The sequence below is a fragment of the Pseudomonas sp. GD04019 genome (assembly GCF_029837695.1).
Taxonomy (GTDB): Bacteria; Pseudomonadota; Gammaproteobacteria; order Pseudomonadales; family Pseudomonadaceae; genus Aquipseudomonas.
This window is the reverse complement of sequence record NZ_JAOEEA010000005.1, coordinates 1-22,317: the sequence shown is the minus strand read 5'-3', so window position 1 is coordinate 22,317 and position 22,317 is coordinate 1. Positions and strand designations below refer to the sequence as shown.

Here is a 22,317-nt window from a genome sequence, read left to right as displayed (position 1 = left end):
CGGAGGGAGAAGGGTCAATCCATCAAACCGCCACCAGCCGAACGCTGGCACCCTCGCCCACACCCAGCGCCTCGGCCGCCTCGGCACTCAGGGTCACCGGCTTGCCGGGCACCCAGTCGAGGTCGGCGACGATGGCGCGGAAGTCCTGCAGCTGGCCGTTGCTCACCAGGTATTGACGTCCACCCCTACGCGGCTCGCGCTCATCATTGGAGGAGACGTGCACCGGCACCATGCGGCTCTGAGCGATGGAGCGGATGCCCGAAGTGCGCGCGTGCAGGGTCGGGCCGCCGTCGAAGATGTCGATGTAGTGGTCGGTCTCGAAGCCTTCGCGCATCAGGATGTCGAAGGTCACCTGGGCGCGGCTGTACACCTGGCCCATGGCCTCCTGGGCGCTGTCCGGCAGCAGCGGCACGTAGATCGGGTAGTGCGGCATCAGCTCGGCGAGGAAGGTGCGGCTCTTCAGACCGCACAGGCGCTCGGCCTCGGTGTAGCTCATGTCGAAGAAGTTGCGGCCGACCGCGTCCCAGAACGGCGAGTCGCCCTGCTCGTCGCTGTAGCCGACGATCTCCACCACCACCGCATCGGCGAAACGCTCCGGGTGGGCGGCCATGAACAGCAGGCGGCCACGCGAGTTGAGTTCGGCGAAGGGGCTGTCGACCAGGTCGCGCTGCACGTAGAAGCTGGTCAGCAGGCTGTTGCCGGTGAGGTCGTGGCACAACGAGAGGACGTGGATCTTGTTGTGGATCTTCAGTTCGCGCGAGGCGTGCACGAAGGTCTCGTTGCGGAAGCTGTAGAAGGGTTCGGAGTAGCCGGCGGAAGCGACGATGGCCGAGCAGCCGAGCAGCTTGCCGCTGCTGCTGTCTTCGAGCACGAAGAAATAGCTCTCCTCGCCGTTGAAGATCACCTCGGCAGAGAAGGATGCCTCGGACGCGGCGATCTTGTCGCTCAGGCGGCCGGCATCGTCCGGCAGCGAAGTAACACCCACCGGACTGTCCGCAGCCAGACGCTGCACCTCGGCAAGGTCGGACATCTGCGCGGGGCGCATCACCAGCATGGCGTTACTCCTTTGAACGGCGCTCCGCCTGGGCGGAACGGTTTTCGAATAAAAGGCCCCAGAAGGCTCAAGGCCCGCTGGAGAAAGATCGGATAGCTCCGATCACACTTGGAGCGGTTCATCCTGAAGGAAACCGGCGGTGCCTACCTGCACCGCCGTCACCGGTCGCGGGAGAATCAGCCCTGGACCAGCTTGGCCACGGCGCGCTCGAAGCGGTCCAGGCCCTCGTTGATGTCGGCGTCTTCCACCACCAGGCTGGGGGCGAAGCGCACGGTGTCCGGACCGGCCTGCAGCACCATCACGCCTTCGGCGGTGGCGGCGTCCAGCACGGTCTTGGCCTTGCCCTTCCAGGCATCGGTCAGGGCGCAGCCGAGCAGCAGACCGAGGCCACGGATCTCGCTGAAGATGCCGTACTTCTCGCCGATCGCCTGCAGGCGCTGTTTGAACTGGGCGTGCTTGGCCTTGACGCCATTCAGCACTTCCGGGGTGTTGACGATATCCAGCACCGCCTCGCCCACCGCACAGGCCAGCGGGTTGCCGCCATAGGTGGTGCCGTGGGTGCCGACAGCCAGGTGCTTGGCCAGGTCGGTGGTGGTCAGCATGGCGCCGATGGGGAAACCGCCGCCCAGGCTCTTGGCGCTGGAGAGGATGTCCGGGGTCACGCCGTAGTGCATGTAGGCGAACAGCTCGCCGGTACGGCCCATGCCGCTCTGCACTTCGTCGAACACCAGCAGCGCGTTGTGCTCGTCGCACAGCTTGCGGGCACCTTCCAGGTAGGCCTGGTCGGCCGGCAGCACGCCGCCCTCGCCCTGGATCGGCTCGATCACCACGGCGCAGGTCTTGTCGGAAATGGCCGCCTTCAGCGCGTCCAGGTCGTTGTACGGAATGTGGCTGATGCCTTCGATCTTCGGACCGAAGCCATCGGAATACTTGGGCTGGCCACCGACGCTGACGGTGAACAGGGTGCGGCCGTGGAAGCTGTTGAGCGCGGCGATGATCTCGCACTTCTCCGGACCGAAACGGTCATGGGCGACTCGGCGGGCCAGCTTGAAGGCAGCCTCGTTGGCCTCGGCGCCGGAGTTGCAGAAGAACACGCGCTCGGCGAAGGTGGCGTCCACCAGTTTGTGGGCCAGACGCAGGGTCGGCTCGTTGGTGAACACGTTGGAGATGTGCCACAGGGTGTTGGCCTGCTCGGTCAGCGCCTTGACCAGTGCCGGGTGGCAATGGCCGAGGGAGTTGACGGCGATGCCACCGGCGAAATCGATCAGCTCGCGACCGCTCTGATCCCAGACTCGGGAGCCCTGACCGCGCACCGGAATGAAGGCGGCGGGGGCATAGTTGGGGACCAGATACTGATCGAAATCGGCGCGTTGCACCGGATCGTGCTGAACGGACATCGGGGCTCTCCTGAATAAGCAACACCGCACAAATGGCAGGTGATGAAAGGATTGTAGGGGCTGCCCACGGGCCCGCATTGCCGCCATGCGACAACTTCTTACAGCGGCAACCCGCGGTTTCCGGGGGCTTTCGGCAATGCGACAGAAAGCTCCGGAATTGCGCAGTTTAAACGCTGCGCGGGGAAATTAGGCCGGAACCGTCAGATGGATTTGCCCAGCACCAGGAAGCCACCTGCCTCCAAGTGCACCGGGACCTCGTACAGGTCCTCCACCACGACCTCTCGATTCAGACTCCTGCCCTGTAAATCCCAGCGACGGTGTCTCCAGCCAGCCGGCGGAGGAAGATGACACTCGATGGCGGCATCAGGCGGAAAGGCCCCAGGAGTTGGTGCCGGGCCAAAGGACTCACAAGGGTAGGCGGTATTCCCGCCCCAGAACCGTTCCGGAACAGCCACCCTCCCGTCTTCGAGACGCACGGCAAAAGCACGAAAGCTGCCATCGTGCATATGCAGAATCAGGTACGACCAGCTGCGGGCCTGAGTAGCAGGCGGCCCCGCAAAGTGCCCCGGCGGCAAATGAGAAACATCGATGCGCTCAAGCTGCTCGCCGGCGTTGGCAGGCAACCCCATAGCCCCGCCAAGTAGGCGTGCCAGACCGAAGACCCCGACAGCCGATAAAGTCAGCGCGGCCACCACCAGCCATTTGCGTCTAGCTCGCATCACGATACCTCCTGTATCGAATCGATGACCCGAGATTACAAGCTGACCTCAACAACCGGCATGCGGCATGTGATCGCATAACCACTAGGCAGCGCCAAACGCCCCTTCAGGAGGGTGAGCGGAATCGATGTGTAGAGGGTTGAGCCGCATGGATGCGGCGAAAGGCTTAAAGGGCCAGGGATGGCCCTTGTAAGCCGACCCTCGGAGCAGCGATGGAGCGAGCGAACCCGGAGCGAAGCGCAGGGCCGGATGGCGGGGCAAGCGTTTTTGGTTACTTTTTCCGCGACTGGTGTACGGACCGGAGACATGGTGGACACATGTGCGGGGACATGGTTGACGCATTATGGACCGTAGTCGGGGTCATTCAGGTCAATGGTCCGAAGTAGCTGGTGGCAGAAGTACACATCGAACAAATGTTCGGCATCTGAGTGCGGACGTATTGCTATCACTCTCCCAGCTAATCCCTTGGCAATGCGGAAGTAGCGTTTTCTGAAGCGGAAACGGCTGTGGTAGACCTTCGCTAGCACATCATCCAGACCGTACTCGAACTCTGTTGGTTGTTCGGGATACTTCCAGGGGCTCGTCCGATAGCGGCTGATAGGAACCTGGTAAGACAGAGCCTCATGCGGGCGCTGGTGGTTGTAGATTTCTCGCCAGCGATCAAAGGCTGACTGGGCCTCAGCCAGATCATGGAAATGCCGATCCTTGAGAACCTCCAGCTTGAGGGCTCGATGGAAGCGCTCATTTTTGCCATTGGTTTGTGGATGGTAGGGACGACTGAAGCTGAGCCGAACTCCCAAGCTGACTAACCAGACGCCAAGCTCCGAAAGCTCGCCAGGATTGCGTGGGGAGCCCCAAGGTGGGCCATTGTCGGTGTTGATTCTCGCTGGCAAGCCATATCGCCTGACACGTCTATCAGGCGTTCCTGGACTGTCTGTCGCCTCTCATTGGCACAGGCCTGAATGGCGAGGCTGAAACGAGAGTGGTCGTCTATCAGTGTCAGGGGATGGCATTGGCTCTGGTAGGTCGGGAAATGCCCTTTGAAGTCCATCTGCCAGAGGTCGTTAGGTGCTTCGTGCTCAAAACGCTGCCAGGGCTTTTTCGCTTCCGGTCCAGGCGATTCAACCAGGTTGTTGCGATGCAGGATGTTCGTCACTGTACTGGGCGCAACGCAGCAACCCAGAGCATGACTGATCTTGCGCCCACCCCAGGCTGGATGGGCTCTCCGAAGGGCCACCACCTGAGCCTCGATCTCTGCAGACGCTTGCCGGGGACTACTGCATGGTCGCCGGGATTGCTCCTGCAAACCCGCAACACCATCAGCGATATATCGCCTTAGCCATTTGTAGGCTGTTTGCGGACTGATGTTGAAACGGCGGCAAAGATCCCTTCGGTTGCTGTCGGGAAGAAGTGCCAGGGCAATGAACTCTTCTCTCAGGCTCATAGCGTCTCTCGTGTCCCAAGGCATGGTCGTTCCCCGGCAAGGTTGGCTCGCCGGAAAGTGTCAGCCATGTCTACGCACACCTGTCAGCTATGTCTCCGGTCCGTACACCGCGACTGGAAAAAGTGACCCGCCCAGCAGGGCGGAACCAATGCTGTAGCCAGCACAAAAAGCAGCAGCGGCACCAAGCCCGAAGGCAGACCAGTTACCCGCGCTCGACAGAAGCCGGCGCGATCTCGAACGGACTGGCACTACGCCGCTGGTTGCGATCTTCCCGCGGCGTGGCGCCGAAGAAGTTGCGGTAGGCGCTGGAGAAGTGCGGCCCCGAGGAGAAGCCGCAGGACAGCCCGATCTGGATGATCGACTTGCTGGTCTGCATCAGCAGCTGACGCGCCTTGTTCAGGCGCAGCTCCAGGTAATACTGGCTCGGCACGCGATTGAGGTACTGCTTGAAGATGCGCTCCAACTGGCGACGCGACACGCAGACGTGCTGGGCGATCTCGTCGGTGGTCAGCGGCTCCTCGATATTGGCCTCCATCAGCAGCACCGCCTGGGTCAGCTTGGGATGGCTGGAGCCGATACGGTTCTGCAGCGGAATGCGCTGACGCTCGCCGCCCTCGCGGATACGCTCGACCACCAGTTCCTCGCTCACCGCACCGGCCAGTTCGGCGCCGTGGTCGCGGGCCAGCACGGCCAGCAGCAGGTCGAGCACCGCCAGGCCGCCACAGGCGCTGAGGCGATCACGGTCCCAGTCGAACAGATGGCTGGTGGCGATGACCTTGGGGAAGCGCTCGGTGAAATCGTCCTGCCAGCGCCAGTGCACGGCGGCGCGATAGCCGTCGAGCAGGCCGAGCTGGGCCAGCGGGTAGACGCCGGCGGACAGGCCGCCGATGGCAATACCGGCGCGTGCCAGCTGCTTGAGCGCGGAGGACAGCGCCGGCGCCACCTGCGCGGGCGGCTCGTCGGCCAGCAGGAACAGCTTGCTGCAACCCTCCAGGCGACCCGTCCAAGGCTCGCCCGGCATCTGCCAGGCTCCCGCGCTGGGGGCTTCGGCCTGCAGGAAACGCAGTTCGTAGGACACTTCCGGATGAACGCGCTGTGCCACACGCACAGCCTCCTCGGCCAGGGCCAGGGTCATGGGCCTGGTTTCTGGCCAGATCAGGAAGGCAATGCAGTGGGCAGTCGAGGTCATGGAGGCAGTCTAGTGCTTACTTCAGGCTGCCGGAAAGGAACTGCTTCAGGCGCTCGGATTGCGGATTGGCCAGCACCTCTTTCGGGCAGCCGGTTTCCTCCACCAACCCCTTGTGCAGGAAGATCAGCTGGTTGGACACCTCGCGAGCGAAGCCCATCTCGTGGGTCACCACCACCATGGTGCGGCCTTCCTGGGCCAGGTCCTGCATCACCTTGAGCACTTCGCCGACCAGCTCCGGGTCGAGGGCCGAGGTCGGCTCGTCGAACAGCATGACTTCCGGCTCCATGGCCAGGGCACGGGCGATGGCCACACGCTGCTGCTCGCCACCGGACATATGGGCCGGATAGGCATCCTTGCGGTGCGCCACGCCGACCTTGGCCAGGTAGTGCTCGGCCTTCTCGATGGCTTCCTTCTTCGGCACGCCGAGCACGTGCACGGGCGCCTCGATGACGTTCTCCAGGGCGCTCATGTGCGACCACAGGTTGAAGTGCTGGAACACCATGGACAGGCGCGAGCGCATGCGCTGCAGCTGCTTGGCGTCGGCGGCCTTGAGCGCGCCGTCCTTGTTGGCCACCAGCTTGAGCTCTTCGCCGTTGAGCAGGATCTTGCCGCCATGGGGCTGCTCGAGCATGTTGATGCAGCGCAGGAAGGTGCTCTTGCCCGAGCCAGACGAGCCGATGATGCTGATCACGTCGCCAGCCTTGGCCGCCAGGGACACGCCTTTCAGCACTTCGTGGTCGCCGTAGCGTTTGTGCAGATCCTGAACTTCGAGTTTGTACATGGTTGGGCTCTCGTATGGCTCAGTCGCTCAGCAGGCGACCCTGACGAATGGGTTGATGACCGGCCACCTTGGCCAGCCAGAGTCCGGGTTGGGCGAAGCGCAGGCGCTCGCGCACGTAGAGCACGCCGGAGGTGGAGGCGCGCACGATGCTGTGGCGATCCTCCAGCGGGTCGATGACTTCGAACAGCGGATCGCCGGCCACCACCCAGGCGCCGACCGGCTGCAGGAAGCTGACCACGCCGGCGTGCGGCGCGTAGGCGTACTCGGCGCCGGCAAAGGGTGTGGCCACGCAGCTCGGCGCGGGGGCGGCCGGCCAGTCGCCGTCGATCAGGCCGTGCTCGGCGAGGCTGGCGAGGATGGCCTCGGCGCTGGCCTCGGCGCGCTCGCGTTCGGTATCCAGCATGCCGCCCAGCTCCACCGTCGCCGCCTGGCAAGCCAGCGGCACGGCCGCCTGCGGGAAGCTGCGCGACAGGCGCAGCCAGGCCATGGAGCAGGCCTCGTCGAAGGAGCTGCCGCCGGTGTCCTCGGCGACCAGCACGGCACCAGCCTGCAGGCGCGCGGCCAGGGTGGCGAAGGCCTCGGCCTGCTGCGGAATCATGTACAGGTGCGCCACGGCATCGAAGTCGCAGTGCAGGTCGAGCACCAGGTCGGCGTCGCAGGCGTGGCGCAACAGCAGGCGCTGCAGGCCCTGCAGCTCGGAGCCGGCGGCCGGCAACGCATCCAGAGCGTCGAGCATGGCCTGGCGGATCAGTCGCACGTTGGCCTGGGCATCGTCGCCCAGGCGTTCTTGCAGCTGCGGCGCCACCAGCGCCGCCAGGTCGGCGAAGTCACGATTGAAGTTCTTGCCGCTGCCCAGCTCGAAACGTCCCTGGCTGGTGGCCTGGAACATCTGGCCGAGGCCGATGGGATTGGCTACCGGCACCAATTCGACCACGCCCTGCAGGCGGCCCTGCCCTTCCAGCTCGGCCAGGCGGCGCTTGAGTTCCACCGCCACGCGCATGCCCGGCAGCTCGTCGGCGTGCAGGCTGGCTTGGATATAGGCCTTGCGCTCGCCCGTGCCGAAACGGAACACGCTCAGCGTGCGTTCGGTGCCGGGGCAACCCCAGGGCAGGCGGTGGTCGATGCGTTGCATGGCGTCGGTCTCAGTGCTTGCGCGGGGCCAGGTAGGCCAGCCAGCGGCGCTCGGCCAGCTTGAACAGGCGCACCAGGATGAAGGTCAGGCACAGATAGAACACGCCGGCGGTGATGTAGGCCTCGAACGGCAGGTAGTACTGCGAGTTGACGGTCTTGGCCGCACCAGTGATGTCGATCAGGGTCACCACCGAGGCCAGGCTGGTGGTGTGCAGCATCATGATCACCTCGTTGCTGTACTGCGGCAGCGCACGGCGCAGCGCGGACGGCAGGAGGATGCGGCGATACAGCTTGCCGCGCGACATGCCCATGGCCTTGGCCGCCTCGATCTCGCCATAGGGCGTGGCCTTGAGGCTGCCGGCGAGGATCTCGGCGCTGTAGGCGCTGGTGTTGATCGCGAAGGCCAGGCAGGCGCAGAAGGTGGCGTTGGACAGGTAGGGCCACATGAAGCTCTCGCGCACCGCCTCGAACTGGGCCAGGCCGTAGTACAGCAGGTACAGCTGCACCAGCATCGGCGTGCCACGGATCACGTAGGTGTAGAGCCAGGCCGGGAAATTGATCGCCGCCTGCTTGGACACGCGCATCATGGCCAGCGGCACGGCTGCCAGCAGGCCGACGGCCAGGGAAATCACCAACAGCTTGAGGGTGACCAGCACGCCGCCGAAATACAGCGGCAGGCTGTCGAGTACCACGTTGTAGTCGAAAAGCATGACAACTCCCTCAGATTTCGGCCGTCTTCACGCCGACCGAATAGCGGCGTTCGAGGTAGCGCAACACCACCAGCGACACGCTGGTCAGCACCAGGTAGATGGCTGCCGCCAGAAGGATGTAGGTAAAGGGCTCGCGGGTGGCGTCGCCGGCGCTCTTGGCGCGGGCCATCATGTCCTGCAGGCCGACCAGGGAAATCAACGCGGTGGCCTTGACCAGCACCAGCCAGCTGTTGGTCACGCCGGGAATGGCCAGGCGGACCATCTGCGGTACCAAAATGCGGAAGAACACCCGCAGCGGGCTCATGCCGTAGGCCATGCCCGCCTCACCCTGGCCCTTGGGGATGGCCATGAAGGCGCCGCGGAAGGTCTCGGACAGGTAGGCGCCATAAATGAAGCCCAGGGTGCCGACACCGGCAATGAACGGGTTGATGTCGATGTAGTCATCAACGCCCACCAGCGGGGCGATACGATTCACCAGATCCTGGCCGCCGTAGAAAATCAGCAGGATCAGCACCAGATCGGGAATGCCGCGAATCACGGTGGCGTAGGCATCGCCCAGCAGGGCCAGCCACTTGATGGGCGACAGGCGACAGGCCGCACCGAACAGGCCGAGCACGATGGCCACCGCCATCGATAGCGCGGCCAGCTGCACGGTGAGCCAAGCGCCATCGAGAATGGTCGAGCCGTAGCCGTTGAACATGGAATCTATCCTCTGGATACACAGGAGGAGGCCCTTGCTAGGGCGGGGCTGGGTGAGTCCGGCAGAGCTGCACGCTCACCCGGCCCGCGCAACGCCCTCCCGCACGGGAAGGGCGAGCGCTGCGGCGTTACTCGCCGTAGACGTTGAACTGGAAGTACTTGTCCTGCACTTCCTTGTACTTGCCGTTGGCGCGGATCGCCAGGATGGCGGCGCTGATCTTGTCGGCCAGGGCCTTGTCGCCCTTGCGTACGGCGATGCCGGCACCGTTGCCGAAGTATTTCTCTTCGGTGTAGTCCGGGCCTACCAGAGCGAAGCCCTTGCCGGCGTCGGTCTTGAGGAAGCCGTCATCGATGTTGACCACGTCGGCCAGGGTGGCGTCCAGACGGCCCGAGGCCAGGTCGAGGAAGATCTCGTTCTGCGAGCTGTAGCGCACCACTTCGACGCCGGCCGGAGCGAAGACTTCGGTGGCGTAGCGGTCATAGATGGAAGCGCGCTGCACACCGACCTTCTTGCCTTTCAGGTCGACCAGCGGATCCTTGATCTCGGTGCCGGCCTTCATCGCGAGCTTGGCGGGGGTGTGGTAGTACTTGCCGGTGAAGTCCACGGACTTCTTGCGCTCTTCGGTGATGGACATGGACGACAGCACGGCGTCGAACTTGCGCACCTTGAGGGCCGGGATCAGACCGTCGAACTCCTGCTCGATCCACTGGCACTTGACCTTCATCTCTTCGCACAGGGCGTTGCCGATGTCGTAGTCGAAGCCGGTGATGCTGCCGTCGGGCTGCTTGAAGGCGAAGGGCGGGTAGGCTGCCTCGATACCAATGCGCAGCGGTTTGTCTTCTGCCTGGACCAGCGCACTGAAAGCGGTCAGCGCCAGTGCGCCGAGAAGTACGATCTTCTTCATCTTGTGCTCCTTCGAATGGGTACAGCGTTTGGCAGAATGAGGTTCGCCATGGCCTTGATGAATTGTAGAAAGTGTCGCCATGTTTGCCGGCGCAGAATGTACGGCAACAGGCTCGGCCAAGTGGGCGGCATTCTATCGACCGGGGATAGGTCGATATTTCTTCAAAGCGACAACAAATTACAGAAGGGCAGGACGGGCGCGGGACGCGTATTGACAGGTCAACCGAAACGTGACCGGCAGGACATAAAAACACAACCCGGTACTCAGGCAATAAGCACGCCAGCTCTGGCCAGCCCGCAGGATTCAAGGGGCGCGCCGCCCTCTCCCGGTTTCCCTGGCGCGCCGACGAGCCGCGAGTGTTCCCTGCCGCCCCGAATCGGCGCACGGCGTTACTCCGGGCGTTACACCTTTCGGTAAAAATCGATATTCGCCGGCGCAAAAAACAAACCCCGGCTTGTGGCCGGGGTTCTGCACGTCAGCGCAACCGCCCGATCAGGCGGCCTGCATGGTGCGATGGGTGTCGATGAGGTGTTGCACCACGCCGGGGTCGGCCAGCGTGGAGATGTCGCCGAGGGAGTCGTATTCGGCGGTGGCGATCTTGCGCAGGATGCGGCGCATGATCTTGCCCGAGCGGGTCTTCGGTAGTCCCGGAGCCCACTGGATGACGTCTGGCGAGGCGATCGGGCCGATCTCCTTGCGCACCCAGTTCTTCAGTTCCTGGCGCAGCTGCTCGGAGGTTTCCTCGCCCGCGTTCAGGGTCACATAGACGTAGATGCCCTGCCCCTTGATGTCGTGCGGCACGCCGACCACGGCGGCCTCGGCGACTTTCGGGTGGGCGACCATGGCGCTTTCGATCTCGGCGGTGCCCATGCGGTGGCCGGAGACGTTGAGTACATCGTCCACGCGGCCGGTGATCCACCAGTAGCCATCCTCATCGCGACGGGCGCCGTCGCCGGTGAAGTACATGCCCTTGAAGGTCTTGAAGTAGGTATCGACGAAGCGGTCGTGGTCGCCGTACAGGCTGCGCGCCTGGCCGGGCCAGGAGTCGATGATCACCAGGTTGCCTTCGGCGGCGCCCTCGATCAGGTTGCCCAAGTTGTCCACCAGCGCCGGCTGCACGCCGAAGAACGGGCGAGTGGCCGAGCCCGGCTTGAGCGCGGTGGCGCCCGGCAGCGGGCTGATCAGCACGCCGCCGGTTTCGGTCTGCCACCAGGTGTCGACGATCGGGCAGCGTTCGCGGCCGACGTTCTCGTGGTACCAGTGCCAGGCTTCCGGGTTGATCGGCTCACCCACCGAGCCGAGCAGGCGCAGGCTGGAGCCATCGGCGCCCTCCACGGCCGCCCTGCCCTCGGCCATCATGGCGCGAATGGCCGTGGGGGCCGTATAGAGGATATTGACCTTGTGCTTGTCGATGATCTTGGCGACGCGGGTCACGTCCGGGTAGTTCGGCACACCCTCGAACAGCAGGGTGGTGGCGCCGTTGGCCAGCGGGCCGTAGACGATGTAGCTGTGGCCGGTGACCCAGCCCACGTCGGCGGTGCACCAGTAAACCTCGCCCGGCTTGTAGTCGAACACCCGCTCGTGGGTCAGCGCGGCGTACACCAGGTAGCCGCCGGTGGTGTGCAGCACGCCCTTGGGCTTACCGGTACTACCCGAGGTATAGAGGATGAACAGCGCTTCCTCGGCGCCCATTTCCTTCGGCGCGCAGACGCTGCCGGCCACCTTCATCAGGTCCTCGAACCAGATATCGCGGTGCTGGTTCCACTTGATGTCGGAGCCGGTGCGCTTGACCACGATGACCTTCTGGATGCTGCGGGTCTCGGGGTTGGTCAGGGCGTCGTCGACATTGGCCTTGAGCGGCACCTTCTTGCCGCCGCGCAGGCCTTCGTCGGCGGTGATCACCACCTTCGACTGGCAGTCGATGATGCGCCCGGCCAGGGCCTCCGGCGAGAAGCCGCCGAACACCACGGAGTGGATGGCGCCGATGCGCGCACAAGCCAGCATGGCGACCACGGCCTCGGGGATCATCGGCATGTAGATGGTCACCACGTCGCCGCGGTGCACGTCCTGGCCACGCAGGGCGTTGGCGAACTTGCAGACCTGCTCGTGCAGCTCGCGGTAGGTGATTTCCTTGTGCTCGGACGGGCTGTCGCCTTCCCAGATGATCGCGAGCTGGTCGCCACGCTCGGCCAGGTGCCGATCCAGGCAGTTGGCCGAGACGTTGAGGGTGCCGTCGGCGAACCACTTGATGTCGACGTGGTGGTCGTCGAACGAGGTCTGCTTGACCTTGGTGAAGGGCTTGATCCAGTCGATGCGCTTGGCCTGCTCGCGCCAGAAGCCGTCCGGGTTGATCACCGACTGCTGGTACATCGCCTTGTAGGTGGCTTCGTCGGTCAGCGTGTTGGCGACCACCTCGGGGCGGACGGGGTAGAGAGAAGCAGCAGTCATGTGGATACCTCGGCGGCGCGGTTGTTTTTGTATGCCGCCTTTTGTATCCCCCGCCCTTTCGTGGGGCCATTCGACCATGGTCTTACCGCTCTACGACCTTGGTCTCAGCCCCGAAAGAAGGAGGAACAAAAAATCGCCGAGAGCGATTTTTAACGTCGCCCAGCGACGGCCCGAAGGGTGGCCGCCAAGGAAGGCGGACATAAAAAAAAAGGCGACCCACCAGGGCCGCCGCCAATTCATTCCGGGGAGGAATGTCAGAAACGCAGTCCGATTCGCAGGAGTCGGACGCTAGGGATTCTGCCGCTACTCTCCCCCCTCGCACCATTGCACCAAAGTCGCATGCGCCCGGGGGTTTCAGCAGGCGGCGCGGCGCCCCTGCACGCCGGCGGCGATGGCGACGCTCAGCGCCAGCACGCAGGCCAGCCCCAGCAGGGCGACGAACACCGCCAGCACCTGCACGCAGGACAGTGCGTGGTTCCACTGTCGGGCCACGCCGAGAAAGGCGGCGAACAGCCAGCCGCTGGTGGACAGCGCACCGAGCATGGCGAGGCTGGCGCGACTGGCGAAGGGCAAGGCGGTAAAAGGTGCCCGCGCCAGCAACGGAAAGCCCAGGCGGTGCAGCAACAAGCCATTGAGGCTGAGCAGCAGGACCACCGCCACCTTGGCCCACAGCTTCTGGTTCAGTAGGTAGGTCATACCCTCACTGAAGTAGCCCTGCAGCACCAGCAGCAAGCCGCTGAACCAGAGTGCGAGCAAGGCCAGACCGACGATGCGCTGGGTTTCGGCGAGGTATTCGAGCTGCAGCGCCGCCAGCGGCCTGGCGCGCCACGACCAGAGCTGGTGATCGGCGTGCAGCACGCGGCCGAGCGCCAGGCAGCTGGCCAGCAGGTGGGCGTATACCAACAGGGTCTTGAGCATCGCGCGGTCCTTGGGCAATACCCGATTCAGGCTTGCGGCAGGAGGCTAGCAATGCGCTCTGCGCCGATACAATCGACCGGCCATCAACCGAAAGTAGGAACTGTTAGGCCCGACTGTGAACGGCTCGAAAGAATCGCGCGGCTCAGCGCAGACGACGAACCGTGATCCCGGCAGCAGACTTCAGGATTCCTTGCCCAGGCCGTGCTGACGCAGCTTGTTGGCAATGGTGGTGTGCGACACGCCAAGGCGCTTGCCCAGCTGGCGGCTGCTCGGATGCTCGGCGTACAGGCGCTCCAGCACCGCCTTCTCGAAGCGGCCGAGGATGGTGTCCAGATCGCCCTCGACGGAGAACTCGCCCAGCGGCTGCGGCGCGCCGTAGTCCGGCAGGCGGATATGCTCGGCCTTGACCGTACCGCCGTCGCACAGCGACACCGCCTGGAACAGCACGTTCTCCAGCTGGCGCACGTTACCCGGCCAGTGGTAGTGGACCATGCGCTCGAACGCCGGCGCCGCCAGCTTCGGCAGCGGGCAGCCGATCTGCCGGCTGGCCGAGTCGAGGAAGTGCTCCACCAGTGGCGCCAGGCCGTCCAGGCATTCGCGCAGCGGTGGGATGTGCAGGCTGAGCACGTTGAGGCGGTGATACAGGTCCTGGCGGAACTCGCCCTTGGCGCACAGCTCGGACAGGTCGACCTGGGTGGCGCAGATCACCCGCACGTCCAGGTACACCTCCTCGTCGCTGCCCACGCGGCGGAAGCAGCCGTCCTGCAGAAAGCGCAGCAGCTTGGCCTGCAGGCGCGGGCTCATCTCGCCGACGCCATCGAGGAACAGCGTGCCGCCGGCGGTCAGCTCCAGCAGGCCGAGCTTGCCTTCCGGCCGCGCGCCCTCGAAGGCACCGGGGCCGTAGCCGAACAGTTCGGTCTCGGCCATGGACTCGGGCAGGCCGGCGCAGTTGAGCGCCATAAAGGGCGACTGCCCGCGCGGGCTGGCCAGGTGGCAGGCGCGGGCCAGCAATTCCTTGCCGGTGCCGGTCTCGCCCTCGATCAGCAGCGGCGCGTCCAGCGGCGCCATGCGCCGCGCCTCGCGCACCACGGCGGCCATCACCCTGGAGCTCTGGAAGATCGAGTCGAAGCCGCGCAGCTCCTGCTTGCGCACGTGGTAGATGCGCTCGCCCACGCGGTCGGCGCGGTGCAGGGTGAGCACGGCGCCGGCCAGCGCCTCGCTCTCGTCGTGCTCGGACTGCAGCGGCGCGATATCGGCGAGGAAGATGTCGCCCTTCACTTTCACCCGCAGGCCGTTGACCCGCGACTTGTTGGCACGCACCAGCTCGGGCAGGTCGAAGTCCTCGATATAGCGCGACAGCGCCATGCCCGGCACCTCGTCCACGCGCACGCCGAGCAGCTGGGCGGCGCTGCGGTTGGCGGCGACGATGCTGCCGCCCATGTCGATGGACAGCACTGGGAAATCCAGCGCGCCGAGCAGCGCGTTGAGCTCCAGATGACGGCGCTCGCTGGGCATCAGGCCGACGCGCTTGACCCCGAACACGCCGGCGATGGCCTCCAGCTTCGGGCGCAGGGCCTGGAACTGCAGGTTGATCAGGTTCGGGCAGTGCAGGTAGATGGCGTTGCCCTGCTCGCCACCGACTTCGCCACGAGCGACGTTGATGCCGTAGTCGACCAGCAGTTCGAGGATGTCGCGCAGGATGCCGACGCGGTTCTGGCAGTGGACCTTGATACGCACGGTTGGGACCCTTGGTGGTGATTCTTGCGTGGGCCACGGCCGATTTTTCGCAAGGCGGCCGTTATTTTTCGTCAAGAATATGTGACAGCCAAGAACTCCAGCAAGGCGATGATTGGCAGCCTCGATACTTTCGTAATGTTTTATTTACGCACCAAGCCGCATGGACGCCGCCATGCGCCAGCCTCGCCGGCTGCCCGGCCCGCGCATCTGCGGTACTGCTAGGGCAACACAACAAATTCCGCGGCATGCACCGCAGATGAGGAGGCGAGGCGATGAAAACCACGCAGTACGTGGCCCGGCAACCGGACGAAAATGGCTTCATCCACTATTCGGACACCGAGCATCAGGTGTGGAACACCCTGATCACCCGGCAGATGAAAGTGCTCGAAGGCCGCGCCTGCCAGGAGTACTTCGATGGCATCGAACAACTCGGCCTGCCGCATGACCGCATTCCCCAGCTCGGCGAGATCAACCAGGTGCTCGGCGCCACCACCGGCTGGAGCGTGGCCCAGGTGCCGGCGCTGATCCCCTTCCAGACCTTCTTCGAGCTGCTCGCCAGCAAGCGCTTCCCGGTGGCCACCTTCATCCGCACGCCGGAAGAGCTGGACTACCTGCAGGAGCCGGACATCTTCCACGAAATCTTCGGCCACTGCCCGCTGCTCACCAACCCCTGGTTCGCCGAGTTCACCCACACCTACGGCAAGCTCGGCCTGGCTGCCACCAAGGAACAGCGCGTGTACCTGGCGCGGCTGTACTGGATGACCATCGAGTTCGGTCTGGTCGACACGCCCCAGGGCCGGCGCATCTACGGCGGCGGCATCCTCTCCTCGCCCAAGGAGACGGTCTACAGCCTGTCCGGTGAGCCCGAGCACCAGGTGTTCGATCCGCTGGAGGCGATGCGCACGCCCTATCGCATCGACATCCTGCAACCGCTGTACTTCGTCCTGCCGCAGCTCAAGAGCCTGTTCGAGCTGGCCCACCAGGACATCATGGGCATGGTGCAACGGGCCATGGCGCTGGGCCTGCACGCACCGAAGTTTCCGCCCAAGGCCGCGTAGGCTTTAACTTCCCTCTCCCATTCATGGGAGAGGGGCTGGGGGAGAGGGTCGAACCTGACAGCACCCTCTCCCTAGCCCTCTCCCGCAAGCGGGAGAGGGAACTGATCGACGATCCCCTCACCTTCTATGCTCTGACCTCGAATATCCAAGGAGCCCGAAATGACCAGCCTCTCCCAAGCCCAATGCGAAGCCTGCCGCGCCGATGCGCCCCACGTCTCCGACGAGGAGCTGGCCACGCTGATCCGCGAGATCCCGGACTGGAACATCGAGACCCGCGACGGCCACATGGAGCTGGAACGCGTCTACCTGTTCAAGAACTTCCGCCACGCCCTGGCCTTCACCAACGCGGTGGGCGCCATCGCCGAGGAAGTGGGCCACCACCCGGCCCTGCTCACCGAATGGGGCAAGGTCACCGTCACCTGGTGGAGCCACGAGATGAAGGGCCTGCACCGCAATGACTTCATCATGGCCGCGCGCACCGATGCGCTGGCCGCCAGTGCCCAGGGCCGCAAGTGAGCCACTTCGCCGCCATCGACCGGGTGCCGGGCGATCCCATACTCGGCCTGCTCGACGCCTATCGCGCCGACAGCAATCCGGCCAAGCTGGACCTGGGCGTGGGCGTGTACAAGGACGCCCTCGGCATCACCCCGATCCCCTACGCGGTGAAGCTGGCCGAACGCCAGTTGGTGGAACACGAGCCGACCAAGAGCTACATCGGCGGCCACGGCGACGCGGCGTTCGGCGAGCAGCTGCTGCGCCTGGTACTGGGCGCGGACAATGCGCTGCTGGGCGATGGACTGGCCGGCGCCACCCAGACTCCCGGAGGCACGGGCGCCCTGCGTCTGGCCGGCGACTTCATCGCCGCCAACCTGCCGGGCCGTGGCATCTGGCTGAGCGCACCTACCTGGCCGATCCACGAGAGCATCTTCGCCACCTGCGGCCTGCGCGTGGAGCACTACCCCTACGTCGGCGCCGACAATCGCCTGGACGTAGAAGCCATGCTCGACGCCCTGCAGCGGGTGCCGGCCGGCGACGTGGTGCTGCTGCACGCCTGCTGCCACAACCCCACCGGCTTCGACCTCAGCCCGCGCGACTGGAAGCGCGTGCTGGAAGTGGTCAAGGCCCGCGAACTGCTGCCACTGATCGACTTCGCCTACCAGGGCTTCGGTGACGGCCTGGAGCAGGACGCCTGGGCCGTGCGTTTGTTCGCCGCCGAGTTGCCGGAACTGCTGATCACCAGCTCCTGCTCGAAGAACTTCGGCCTGTATCGCGAGCGCACCGGCGCGCTGATCGTACGCGCGGAAAACGCCGAGAAGCTGATCGATATCCGCAGCCAGCTGGCCTTCCTCGCCCGCAACCTGTGGTCCACCCCGCCGGCCCACGGCGCCGCCGTGGTCGCCAGCATTCTTGGCGACACGGAACTGCGCACCCTGTGGAGCGAGGAAGTGGAAGCCATGCGCCTGCGCATCGCCAACCTGCGCAGCGGGCTGGTGAGCGCGCTGGCGCCACACGGACTGGCCGAGCGCTTCGCCCACATCGCCGTGCAGCGCGGCATGTTCTCCTACACCGGCCTCAGCGCAGCGCAGGTGCAGCGCCTGCGCCAGGAATTCAGCGTGTATCTGGTCAGCAGCGGCCGCGCTAACGTGGCGGGCATGAGCGAACAGCGCCTGGACTACCTGGCCGACGCCATCGCCAGGGTCTGCGACTAAGCCGCTTTCGTAGCCTGGATGCAATCCAGGAAAGCAGGCAACCCCACTCCCGGATTGCATCCGGGCTACGAGCCGAACGAAAACGCCGCCCGAGGGCGGCGTTTTTCTTGCTGATCGCGATCAGTCCAGCTGGTCGTCGCGAATCAGCACATAGCTGCGGTCGGCCTGGTCGTAGACGTAATACATCTCCACCTTCATGCCACGCACCACCGCCACGTAGTCGCCGGGTTCGGCAACGAACCAGTCGTTGCTGTCGGCCTTGGCCGGGCTCTCGATCTGCGCGGTGAAGAACAGCGCCGGATCGCTGCCATCGAAGTAGTCCTCGCGCTCGGCGGCATCCCATTCGGCCGGTGCCTCGAAGGGGCCCTCGAACAGCACATGGCCGTCGCCCAGCTCCAGTTCCTCGGCGTCCGGGTCGTTCTCGTCCGGGCGGTACAGGGTGCAGTCGAGGGCGTCTGGATGGTCTTTCAGCTTCATGTCTTGCTCCGTGGTGCGCGCTGGCGCAGATAGTCCAGTACGGCCGACTGTTCGCCGGCGAATTCGATACGCGCGGATTTGCTCTCGCGCTGATAGACGTACATCGGGTCGTAGTACTCGCGCAGCAGGCCCTCGATCCAGCCGCGGTGCGTGTCCACCTCACCGCGGCTTTGCTGCTCGTCCAGCGCCTGCTGCAGGATGGCCTGCAGGCGCTGGTAGCGTTCGCCGCCCAGGCGCTTCTGGATATTGCTCATGCTCTGCAGCATGCGCTGGGCGAACAGGGCGAAGCCCCCCTCCTCGCCATGCTCGCGGGCGAACTCGGCGGCCAGGTCGATCACGTAGTCCTTGAGGATGCGCTCGACGCGCCCCTCGAAACTGTCCTCCAGCCACACCATCGGGTATTCCTGCATGCCCTGATGTAGGGGCAACGGCAGCGAGCAGGTGCCGATCAGGCGGCTCTCGTCCTCCAGCACGAATTGCTGCTGGCCACGCGCGCGGCGCTTGAGCAGGTCCACGGCCAGGCGGTTCTCGAAATCGATCTGCGAGGGCTGGCCGGTGGCGCGCTTGCCGAAGCTGGAGCCGCGGTGGTTGGCGTGGCCTTCCAGATCGACGCTGTTGTCCAGGGCCGCCACCACCTCGGTCTTGCCGGTGCCGGTCATGCCGCCGACCACTACGAAGTCGCACTCGGCCACGGCGCTGTCCAGCGTCTCGATCAGGAAGGTACGCATGGCCTTGTAGCCGCCGATCACCCGCGGGTACTCGACACCGGCGTCCGCGAGCCACTGCTGGACGATCTGCGAACGCAGGCCGCCGCGGAAGCAGTACAGGTAGCCGTTCGGGTTGGCCCTGGCGAAGGCCGCCCAGGCCTCGATGCGCGCAGCCTTGGTCTTGCCCGAGACCAACTGGTGGCCCAGCTCGATGGCTGCCTGCTGGCCGTGCTGCTTGTAGCAGGTGCCGACCTTCTGCCGCTCGATATCGGTCATCAGCGGCAGGCTGACGGTGTGCGGGAAGGCGCCCTTGGTGTATTCCACCGGGGCGCGCATATCCATCATCGGCACGTCGTCGAGGAACAGCTGGCGGTAGTCGGTGGTGTTGTCGCGCATCACAGCACCTCTACCGCGTGACGCTGTCGCTCGACCAGCTGGCCGATGGGCGACAGCTGCAGGCCCAGCTCGGCAGCCACGGCGAGGAACTCGGCCTCGCCCTCCGGCGCCACGGCCACCAGCAGGCCACCACTGGTCTGCGGGTCGCACAGCAGGTCGCGCTGCGCCTCGGAGATCGGCGCGATCTTCTCGCCATAGCTATCGAAGTTGCGCAGGGTGCCGCCGGGCACGCAGCCCTCGGCCAGGTAGTGCTCGACGCCCGGCAGGCGCGGCACGGCGGCGTAGTCCAGCTGGGCGGTGAGACCCGCGCCATCGGCCATCTCCACCAGGTGGCCGAGCAGGCCGAAGCCGGTGACGTCGGTCATGGCGCGCACGCCGGCGAGCTTGCCGAAGCGGCTGCCGGGCTTGTTCAGGGTGCACATCCAGTCACGCGCCAGGCCAACGTCCTGCTCGCGCAGTTTGGCCTGCTTCTCGGCGGTGGTGAGGATGCCGATGCCCAGCGGCTTGGTCAGGTACAGCGCGCAGCCGGCGGTGGCGGTGTCGTTGCGCTTCATATGTTTCTTCTCGACCACGCCGGTCACGGCCAGGCCGAATATCGGCTCCGGCGCATCGATCGAGTGGCCGCCGGCCAGTGGGATGCCGGCGGCGTCGCACACGGCGCGGCCGCCACGGATCACTTCGCGAGCCACTTCCGGCGGCAGCAGGTTCACCGGCCAGCCGAGGATGGCGATGGCCATCAGCGGGTCGCCGCCCATGGCGTAGATATCGCTGATGGCGTTGGTCGCGGCGATGCGACCGAAATCGAATGGGTCGTCGACGATGGGCATGAAGAAGTCGGTGGTGGAGACCACACCACGCTCGTCATCCAGGGCGTAGACCGCCGCATCGTCCTTGGAGGCGTTGCCGACCCACAGCTTGGGGTCGAGGTTCTGCGCGCCGCTGCCGGCGAGGATCACTTCCAGCACCTTGGGTGAGATCTTGCAGCCGCAGCCGGCACCGTGGCTGTATTGGGTCAAACGGATCGGCTCGCTCATCGACAACGCTCTCGGTAAATCGGAAAACAGGCCGCGGATTCTAGCAAAGCTGATCTTTCGGGCAGGCGTTCATATAATCCCCCGCGTTCTACTACCCTCAGCAGGCGCCCGACGCGCACCAGCTGCGAACCTTTTCCGCCATTGAACCGGAGAATCTTCATGCTCAAATCCATTCTGGCCCTGGCCGCCGGCCTGACCCTGTCCGCCTCTGCCCTGGTCGCCCAAGCCGCCGACGTACTGAAGGTCAGCGCCATCCCCGACGAGGCTCCCACCGAGCTGCTGCGCAAGTTCAAGCCGCTGGGCGAGTACCTGGAGAAGCAGCTGGGCATGAAGGTCGAGTTCGTCCCGGTGGCCGACTACCCGGCGGTGGTCGAGGCCCTGGCCACCGACCGTCTGGACCTGGCCTGGCTGGGTGGCTTCACCTTCGTCCAGGTACGCCTGAAGACCGGCAACGCCATCCCGCTGGTCCAGCGCGAGCAGGATGCGCAGTTCACCAGCAAGTTCATCACCGCCAACCCGGACGTGAAGTCGCTGGCCGACCTCAAGGGTAAGACCTTCGCCTTCGGCTCCATCTCCTCCACCTCCGGCAGCCTGATGCCGCGCTACTTCATGCTGCAGGACGGCATCAAGCCGGAAACCTACTTCAGCCGCATCGGCTACTCCGGCGCGCATGACGCCACCGCCGCCTGGGTGCAGGCCGGCAAGGTCGACGGCGGTGTGCTCAACGCCAGCGTATGGGACAAGCTGGTCGCCGCCGGCAAGGTCGACACCAGCAAGGTCAAGGTCTTCGCCACCACCCCGGCCTACTACGACTACAACTGGACCGTGCGCGGCACCCTCGACCCGGCCCTGGCCGAGAAGATCAAGCAGGCCTTCCTCGCCCTCGACCCGGCCGTTCCTGCGCACAAGGCGATCCTCGATCTGCAGGCGGCCAGCCGCTTCATCGAGACCAAGCCGGAAAACTACAAGGGCATCGAGGACGCCGCCCGCGCCGCCGATCTGCTGAAATGAGCCTGCGCCTCACCGGCGCTGACCTGCAGCACGGCAATGGAGTCCACGCCCTGCGCGGCGTGGATTTGGCCATCGCGGCCGGCGAACGGGTCGCCGTCATCGGCCCGTCCGGCGCCGGCAAGTCCAGCCTGCTCGCCCTGCTGGCCAGCGCCCTGCAACCCGGTGGCGGCAGCGTCGAGCTGCTGGAACACAATCCCTGGCAGCTCTCCGCCCGCGCCCGCCAGCGCCTGCGTGCGCGCATCGGCCTGATCCACCAGGCACCACCGCTGCCGCCCCGGCAGCGGGTGGTCACCGCCGTACTGGCCGGCAAGCTTGGCCAGTGGGGCTTGGGCAGGAGCCTGCTCAACCTGCTGCACCCGGTCGATATTCCCGGTGCCCGCGAGGTACTCGCGCGCCTGGACCTGACCGACAAGCTGTTCGCCCAGTGCCAGCAACTCTCCGGCGGCCAGTTGCAGCGCGTCGGCATCGCCCGTGCGCTGTATCAGGACCCCGAACTGCTGCTGGCCGACGAGCCGGTGTCGGCCATGGACCCGGTGCTCGCCGACCACACCCTCAGCGTGTTGTGCCGGCATGCCGAGGCGCGCGGCGTGACCCTGGTCGCCAGCCTGCACGCGGTGGACCTGGCGCTGGCGCACTTCCCGCGCATCGTCGGCGTACGCGAGGGCCGTATCGCCTTCGACCGCCCGGCCAGCGAGGTCACCCAGGAGCTGCTCGACGCCCTCTACGCCAACGAGCAGCTGGTCTCGCCGCAGGCACCGGCAGTGACCCTGACCCTGCAGATTCCACGATGCTG

Annotated in this window: 20 protein-coding genes and 1 pseudogene; 5 read left to right on the top strand and 16 right to left on the bottom strand. The window is 65.3% G+C overall.

The features are described 5' to 3' along the window. Positions 1–22: 22 nt before the first annotated feature. The 13 genes and pseudogenes from aruF to N7607_RS09315 all read right to left on the bottom strand — a co-directional run bounded on the left by aruF (position 23) and on the right by N7607_RS09315 (position 15,132). A complete protein-coding gene (aruF, locus tag N7607_RS09375; RefSeq protein ID WP_279866459.1) occupies positions 23–1,054 on the bottom strand; it encodes an arginine/ornithine succinyltransferase subunit alpha in 1,032 nt (343 codons plus the stop codon). A gap of 176 nt (positions 1,055–1,230) precedes the next feature. Further along, the gene (locus N7607_RS09370; protein WP_279866460.1) at positions 1,231–2,451 is read right to left on the bottom strand and encodes an aspartate aminotransferase family protein; all 1,221 of its coding nucleotides are present in this window, start codon (positions 2,449–2,451) and stop codon (positions 1,231–1,233) included. 200 nt (positions 2,452–2,651) lie between these two features. Further along, positions 2,652–3,170, bottom strand: coding sequence for a hypothetical protein (locus N7607_RS09365; RefSeq protein WP_279866461.1), 519 nt, complete (start codon positions 3,168–3,170; stop codon positions 2,652–2,654). Between the two features lie 341 nt (positions 3,171–3,511). Then, a pseudogene (locus tag N7607_RS09360) lies at positions 3,512–4,638 on the bottom strand (IS481 family transposase). Positions 4,639–4,816: 178 nt separating this feature from the next. Beyond that, entirely contained in the window at positions 4,817–5,803 is a 987-nt protein-coding gene (argR, locus tag N7607_RS09355; RefSeq protein ID WP_279866462.1) for a transcriptional regulator ArgR, read from the bottom strand. Positions 5,804–5,819: 16 nt separating this feature from the next. Further along, positions 5,820–6,584, bottom strand: coding sequence for an arginine/ornithine transport ATP-binding protein AotP (gene aotP, locus N7607_RS09350; RefSeq protein ID WP_279866463.1), 765 nt, complete (start codon positions 6,582–6,584; stop codon positions 5,820–5,822). Between the two features lie 19 nt (positions 6,585–6,603). Further along, on the bottom strand, positions 6,604–7,716 hold the full coding sequence (locus N7607_RS09345) for a M14 family metallopeptidase (RefSeq protein WP_279866464.1): 1,113 nt from the start codon (positions 7,714–7,716) through the stop codon (positions 6,604–6,606). A gap of 10 nt (positions 7,717–7,726) precedes the next feature. Beyond that, positions 7,727–8,425, bottom strand: a complete 699-nt coding sequence (locus tag N7607_RS09340; protein ID WP_137971737.1) for an ABC transporter permease — start codon at positions 8,423–8,425, stop codon at positions 7,727–7,729. 10 nt (positions 8,426–8,435) lie between these two features. After that, a complete protein-coding gene (locus N7607_RS09335) occupies positions 8,436–9,125 on the bottom strand; it encodes an ABC transporter permease (protein ID WP_279866465.1) in 690 nt (229 codons plus the stop codon). 127 nt (positions 9,126–9,252) lie between these two features. Beyond that, positions 9,253–10,029, bottom strand: a complete 777-nt coding sequence (locus N7607_RS09330) for an ABC transporter substrate-binding protein (RefSeq protein ID WP_279866466.1) — start codon at positions 10,027–10,029, stop codon at positions 9,253–9,255. Positions 10,030–10,521: 492 nt separating this feature from the next. Then, positions 10,522–12,477 (bottom strand): acetate--CoA ligase, encoded by a 1,956-nt coding sequence (acs, locus tag N7607_RS09325; protein WP_279866467.1) that lies wholly within the window; start codon positions 12,475–12,477, stop codon positions 10,522–10,524. A gap of 354 nt (positions 12,478–12,831) precedes the next feature. Beyond that, positions 12,832–13,395 (bottom strand): hypothetical protein, encoded by a 564-nt coding sequence (locus N7607_RS09320; protein ID WP_279866468.1) that lies wholly within the window; start codon positions 13,393–13,395, stop codon positions 12,832–12,834. A 180-nt stretch (positions 13,396–13,575) separates the two neighbouring features. Further along, positions 13,576–15,132 carry a sigma-54-dependent transcriptional regulator gene (locus tag N7607_RS09315; protein ID WP_279866469.1) on the bottom strand — a complete coding sequence of 519 codons (1,557 nt, stop codon included), beginning with the start codon at positions 15,130–15,132 and terminating at the stop codon, positions 13,576–13,578. A 272-nt stretch (positions 15,133–15,404) separates the two neighbouring features. On the opposite strand from N7607_RS09315, the gene phhA reads away from it, so the two are divergent. The 3 genes from phhA to N7607_RS09300 all read left to right on the top strand — a co-directional run bounded on the left by phhA (position 15,405) and on the right by N7607_RS09300 (position 17,899). Beyond that, positions 15,405–16,190 carry a phenylalanine 4-monooxygenase gene (phhA, locus tag N7607_RS09310; RefSeq protein ID WP_279866470.1) on the top strand — a complete coding sequence of 262 codons (786 nt, stop codon included), beginning with the start codon at positions 15,405–15,407 and terminating at the stop codon, positions 16,188–16,190. Between the two features lie 159 nt (positions 16,191–16,349). Next, a complete protein-coding gene (locus tag N7607_RS09305) occupies positions 16,350–16,706 on the top strand; it encodes a 4a-hydroxytetrahydrobiopterin dehydratase (RefSeq protein ID WP_279866471.1) in 357 nt (118 codons plus the stop codon). Then, entirely contained in the window at positions 16,703–17,899 is a 1,197-nt protein-coding gene (locus N7607_RS09300; RefSeq protein ID WP_279866472.1) for an aspartate/tyrosine/aromatic aminotransferase, read from the top strand. The genes N7607_RS09305 and N7607_RS09300 overlap by 4 nt, the downstream gene beginning before the upstream one ends. Positions 17,900–18,019: 120 nt before the next feature. On the opposite strand, the gene N7607_RS09295 is transcribed toward N7607_RS09300, so the two are convergent. From N7607_RS09295 to selD, 3 genes are read right to left on the bottom strand one after another with little or no spacing between them, the layout of a single operon-like run. Next, entirely contained in the window at positions 18,020–18,376 is a 357-nt protein-coding gene (locus N7607_RS09295) for a hypothetical protein (protein WP_279866473.1), read from the bottom strand. Further along, positions 18,373–19,479, bottom strand: coding sequence for a tRNA 2-selenouridine(34) synthase MnmH (gene mnmH / locus N7607_RS09290; RefSeq protein WP_279866474.1), 1,107 nt, complete (start codon positions 19,477–19,479; stop codon positions 18,373–18,375). The genes N7607_RS09295 and mnmH overlap by 4 nt, the downstream gene beginning before the upstream one ends. Continuing rightward, positions 19,479–20,513: a selenide, water dikinase SelD gene (gene selD / locus N7607_RS09285; RefSeq protein WP_279866475.1), complete on the bottom strand. Its 1,035-nt coding sequence runs from the start codon at positions 20,511–20,513 to the stop codon at positions 19,479–19,481. Before selD ends, mnmH begins: the two co-directional genes overlap by 1 nt. A gap of 159 nt (positions 20,514–20,672) precedes the next feature. Between selD and N7607_RS09280 the strand changes: the two genes are divergently transcribed. Then, positions 20,673–21,524: a putative selenate ABC transporter substrate-binding protein gene (locus N7607_RS09280; RefSeq protein WP_279866476.1), complete on the top strand. Its 852-nt coding sequence runs from the start codon at positions 20,673–20,675 to the stop codon at positions 21,522–21,524. Continuing rightward, a partial coding sequence (locus N7607_RS09275) for an ATP-binding cassette domain-containing protein (protein ID WP_279924020.1) occupies positions 21,521–22,317 on the top strand: 797 nt, incomplete at its 3' end. The genes N7607_RS09280 and N7607_RS09275, both read left to right, overlap by 4 nt.

Excerpts from the sequence above, each read along its gene's own strand:
- aruF (WP_279866459.1), bottom strand. The coding sequence starts at position 1,054 with ATGCTGGTGATGCGCCCCGCGCAGATGTCCGACCTTGCCGAGGTGCAG.
- N7607_RS09370 (WP_279866460.1), bottom strand. The coding sequence starts at position 2,451 with ATGTCCGTTCAGCACGATCCGGTGCAACGCGCCGATTTCGATCAGTAT.
- N7607_RS09365 (WP_279866461.1), bottom strand. The coding sequence starts at position 3,170 with ATGCGAGCTAGACGCAAATGGCTGGTGGTGGCCGCGCTGACTTTATCG.
- argR (WP_279866462.1), bottom strand. The coding sequence starts at position 5,803 with ATGACCTCGACTGCCCACTGCATTGCCTTCCTGATCTGGCCAGAAACC.
- aotP (WP_279866463.1), bottom strand. The coding sequence starts at position 6,584 with ATGTACAAACTCGAAGTTCAGGATCTGCACAAACGCTACGGCGACCAC.
- N7607_RS09345 (WP_279866464.1), bottom strand. The coding sequence starts at position 7,716 with ATGCAACGCATCGACCACCGCCTGCCCTGGGGTTGCCCCGGCACCGAA.
- N7607_RS09340 (WP_137971737.1), bottom strand. The coding sequence starts at position 8,425 with ATGCTTTTCGACTACAACGTGGTACTCGACAGCCTGCCGCTGTATTTC.
- N7607_RS09335 (WP_279866465.1), bottom strand. The coding sequence starts at position 9,125 with ATGTTCAACGGCTACGGCTCGACCATTCTCGATGGCGCTTGGCTCACC.
- N7607_RS09330 (WP_279866466.1), bottom strand. The coding sequence starts at position 10,029 with ATGAAGAAGATCGTACTTCTCGGCGCACTGGCGCTGACCGCTTTCAGT.
- acs (WP_279866467.1), bottom strand. The coding sequence starts at position 12,477 with ATGACTGCTGCTTCTCTCTACCCCGTCCGCCCCGAGGTGGTCGCCAAC.
- N7607_RS09320 (WP_279866468.1), bottom strand. The coding sequence starts at position 13,395 with ATGCTCAAGACCCTGTTGGTATACGCCCACCTGCTGGCCAGCTGCCTG.
- phhA (WP_279866470.1), top strand. The coding sequence starts at position 15,405 with ATGAAAACCACGCAGTACGTGGCCCGGCAACCGGACGAAAATGGCTTC.
- N7607_RS09305 (WP_279866471.1), top strand. The coding sequence starts at position 16,350 with ATGACCAGCCTCTCCCAAGCCCAATGCGAAGCCTGCCGCGCCGATGCG.
- N7607_RS09295 (WP_279866473.1), bottom strand. The coding sequence starts at position 18,376 with ATGAAGCTGAAAGACCATCCAGACGCCCTCGACTGCACCCTGTACCGC.
- mnmH (WP_279866474.1), bottom strand. The coding sequence starts at position 19,479 with ATGCGCGACAACACCACCGACTACCGCCAGCTGTTCCTCGACGACGTG.
- selD (WP_279866475.1), bottom strand. The coding sequence starts at position 20,513 with ATGAGCGAGCCGATCCGTTTGACCCAATACAGCCACGGTGCCGGCTGC.
- N7607_RS09280 (WP_279866476.1), top strand. The coding sequence starts at position 20,673 with ATGCTCAAATCCATTCTGGCCCTGGCCGCCGGCCTGACCCTGTCCGCC.